Here is a 3,082-nt window from a genome sequence, read left to right as displayed (position 1 = left end):
CACCACAGTCAGGGCAGTTATCCCCGCCAGTCTGACCGCAGGCATTGCAGACTATTTCCGGTTCCTGTTGCACTACTGGCTCAGGTTGTTTCACATCCGGGCTGGTTTTTTCCGTTTCTGGCGTGTTTTGTTCCGTTTCTGGCTGGTTCTGGTACACAGAATCGCGAGTCTGGATCCCCTTAACCCATTTCGGATCGTTCGGGTCGCTAATTCCGTCAACAAATTCACCACGTGATGCAGCAAGCAATTTATCGGCATCGACAGGATTTTTTGATGGAATGTTTTCCCGGGCTTCATGGAGTTCTGCCCGCAGTTCCTGATATTTCGCATCAACAGAATTTACCTGTGACTGAGCATCCAGCGGCTGCGTGTCCTGATGATGTTCAGTTGCGTCCGGTTCCATTGTTTCAGCCTCTCCCTGTTCATCTGCCGTTGTTCCAGATGGTTGCGGTTTTTCTTCATCATCCTGTTTTCCTTCTTCTGTTACTCGCTGCGGCATCGGGGCAGAGGAGCGACCGCAGGCAATATCCACGATTTCCGGATCAGGGTTGGCATGATCGGTTTCAGTCAGTACTTTGTTCAGATATTCAGTGACGTGCGCGGGGATGACCTCGATCCCAATTGGTGCTTCTTTTACGGACGCAACCACGATGGCGCGGGAATAATCCAGCCCGCCAGGCATGGTGATGAATTTGTCGCGAAAAACAGAAAAGGGCGGTTTATTTTCAGCGATAATTTCCTCAATGCGTTTCGCGTGTGCCGGATGAAGGTTATAGATGTCCACGTCCATTGAACGGGCCAGTACGCCAGTGGCTACATCGCGCGCCAGTGACGTCAGATCGTGGACGAAACCTTCGCCGCGATCGGTGAGGTTCCCGCCGCCAGCATTAGCACCGGAAGCCGTGCTAGTGATGCGTGAAACACGATTCCCTTTTTGCCATTCTTTTGTCAGAAGACCGCGATCAATGTGTTCGGTATCCAGCCAGGCTGAAATGAAATTCTTAAATTCATAGGGCTGATGTTTTTTCGTGATAGAGAAAACTGCCTTAATTGCATCAGTCAGGCGGAGCAGGGCGGCATTATCCAGAGTTGTCGGTTCTGCCATGCCGCGTATGGCCAACAGCAGATTCTGGACATAGCTGTTTTCCTGATCCATCTCAAGAGCAGTAATGTGTTCGCGTTGTTCTCGGGTGGCATGATGCAGGTATTTCCGATCCCCGGCCGCATAGGTAAAAATGTGCAGAAGACGCTGTGTGAACCGCAAAGTAGATACAGATACTTCGCAATCCTGGCAATCCCCGTGAGCGTCTGCCCGTGTGTTTTCTTCCTGGCCTCCCGCCGGTTCTTCGGTTTCCGGTGCATTCTCCTGATGGTGAACGTCGTCTGGCGCTGCTCCCGGTTTTAGTTCCCAGGTCATGGAGTCTTTGCTGAGTTGATAGCGTTCACTCCAGGTAAAATCGATCTCACCTTCAGGGGGAAGGTCATTAACGACAGGAAAATTCGTGGCAACAGGTTTAAAATAGCTGCTCAGTTTTTTACCTGACTTAACGAGCAGGTAGTCCAGAGTGGCACAGGTCGATTCAAAATCGTCGCTTGCCCACAGGACGACGTCAGGTTCACCGGATGATTTTTTCGCTTTCCGTAACAGGAAGAGTGGTTTTGTGCTCATTGTTTTTTAACCTCAACTCAGATTAAAATTCGTTTTGTTCAGTGAATGATCTTGCCGGATACACACTGTTCATAGCCTGCGCCATACGCAGGCTATTTCTTTCAGATTTCACCGTTTAATTTCATTGCAATCAGAGTTGCCAGAAATCCGGCTTTTTTTTCTGCGGGCAGATTCTTTCCGATGTGAACCAGGCACATTTTTGTGACACCTTCATCAAGTGTTTTTACGTTGCCTGATGGACCGTCGATATCAACCACAGTGAATGGGGTTTCTTTATTTTCTGTTTTAATCACGTAGCCAATACGCTTTCCTTCCAGATTAACCTCGTGAACAATGTCATCGGTAGTTACAACAGTGGCTTCATAATTGGTAATCATGTTTTCTCCTTAATTAAGGTTGAGCGAATCCCTGCCATTGCTGGCATAAATTCAGTTTCGAATAGTCAGTTAATTAAAGTTCGTGTGCCATCTGGTCTTTTTCGGCACAATTTTCACTACAATATTTTTTCATTTCCGTCGTTGGGATAACTCCACGCATGAAATGAAGTGGTCTTTTAATGGTTTTGCTTTCTTCAACGTCTTTATTGCAAAGGTGGTAACCACATTTTATTTTCATGATTTTCTCCTGTGAGGCCTGCGGGAATTTCTTCATCTACAGGCCGGATAAATTTCTCAACAGGGAAACATTCACCAGCTACTTTTTGCTCAATAGCTGCGGCCTTGCATTCAGATTCGGAGTTATAAATTCCGGTAACAACATCCTGAGTTTCGCCTGATGTCAGAAAAACGGTCATGACAAGAGCGAACAAAGTGTTCATTTATTTTACTCCCGGTCGCAATTGCAAACTGAATAATGGCCTGCTCAAACATTTCTTCATCCTGTAAAAATACAGCGATGGCGAATTTACTCTGTGCGGCACTGATAGCTGTTAGATGATTACGTTCCATAACGCCACCTGAGCTACTTTATTCCTCGGTAACTTTATAACCATTAATTTCCAGAAATGTAGCGATATCCTGATATGAAAATTTTTCCAGAAGCTCATGAAGACGCCCCTCTGTTGAAAAGTATTCTGCTATTTCTTCGGCTCCAACCATTTCAATAATAGCGTCGTTATCTTCAACTGAATCAATCAGGTCTGATAACTTCACGCCATTGACTTCAATACATAATTTTTGATTGTAATCGGGCTTAACCTGTACATCTTTTGCTGTTATTTCAAAACTTATCTCTTGCATATAATTCCCTTCTTGGTTACTAAGTGAATTTTGTGATGCGGTGCCTGGTGCCTCCAGGTGACTGCAACCAGTTAACAATTACAGTCGGCTTTCCCACCCAAACCAATAAGGACTAACATGACTTTTAACTGTGCCGCGTGCGCTTAGCCGCATTCACCGCATCACAAAATTCACT

At 46.0% G+C, this 3,082-nt stretch carries 6 protein-coding genes; all 6 read right to left on the bottom strand.

Annotated features, from left to right (window positions below; all coding sequences use genetic code 11):
• On the bottom strand, nucleotides 1–1,669 hold a 1,669-nt coding region (locus EQY_RS0123300), incomplete at its 3' end, for a RecE family exodeoxyribonuclease (protein WP_000105113.1).
• Nucleotides 1,670–1,770: 101 nt separating this feature from the next.
• Nucleotides 1,771–2,046 carry a hypothetical protein gene (locus tag EQY_RS0123295; RefSeq protein WP_000632298.1) on the bottom strand — a complete coding sequence of 92 codons (276 nt, stop codon included), beginning with the start codon at nucleotides 2,044–2,046 and terminating at the stop codon, nucleotides 1,771–1,773.
• A gap of 73 nt (nucleotides 2,047–2,119) precedes the next feature.
• Nucleotides 2,120–2,284 carry a YdaE family protein gene (locus EQY_RS25380; protein ID WP_000692776.1) on the bottom strand — a complete coding sequence of 55 codons (165 nt, stop codon included), beginning with the start codon at nucleotides 2,282–2,284 and terminating at the stop codon, nucleotides 2,120–2,122.
• Complete coding sequence (locus EQY_RS0123290) at nucleotides 2,250–2,486, bottom strand: DUF1482 family protein (protein ID WP_001093898.1); 237 nt, start codon at nucleotides 2,484–2,486, stop codon at nucleotides 2,250–2,252. Before EQY_RS0123290 ends, EQY_RS25380 begins: the two co-directional genes overlap by 35 nt.
• The gene (gene kil, locus EQY_RS27515; RefSeq protein WP_000440741.1) at nucleotides 2,407–2,616 is read right to left on the bottom strand and encodes a host cell division inhibitory peptide Kil; all 210 of its coding nucleotides are present in this window, start codon (nucleotides 2,614–2,616) and stop codon (nucleotides 2,407–2,409) included. Before kil ends, EQY_RS0123290 begins: the two co-directional genes overlap by 80 nt.
• Nucleotides 2,617–2,634: 18 nt before the next feature.
• Nucleotides 2,635–2,907 (bottom strand): hypothetical protein, encoded by a 273-nt coding sequence (locus tag EQY_RS0123285; RefSeq protein WP_001156286.1) that lies wholly within the window; start codon nucleotides 2,905–2,907, stop codon nucleotides 2,635–2,637.
• Nucleotides 2,908–3,082 lie beyond the last annotated feature (175 nt).

This window comes from Escherichia sp. TW14182, assembly GCF_000208525.1.
Classification (GTDB): domain Bacteria; phylum Pseudomonadota; class Gammaproteobacteria; order Enterobacterales; family Enterobacteriaceae; genus Escherichia; species Escherichia ruysiae.
The sequence above is the reverse complement of the archived record's forward strand: the minus strand, read 5'-3'. Positions and strand labels throughout refer to the sequence as shown.

Coding starts and splice junctions, on each gene's coding strand:
- EQY_RS0123295 (WP_000632298.1), bottom strand. CDS start 2,046: ATGATTACCAATTATGAAGCCACTGTTGTAACTACCGATGACATTGTT.
- EQY_RS25380 (WP_000692776.1), bottom strand. CDS start 2,284: ATGAAAATAAAATGTGGTTACCACCTTTGCAATAAAGACGTTGAAGAA.
- EQY_RS0123290 (WP_001093898.1), bottom strand. CDS start 2,486: ATGAACACTTTGTTCGCTCTTGTCATGACCGTTTTTCTGACATCAGGC.
- kil (WP_000440741.1), bottom strand. CDS start 2,616: ATGGAACGTAATCATCTAACAGCTATCAGTGCCGCACAGAGTAAATTC.
- EQY_RS0123285 (WP_001156286.1), bottom strand. CDS start 2,907: ATGCAAGAGATAAGTTTTGAAATAACAGCAAAAGATGTACAGGTTAAG.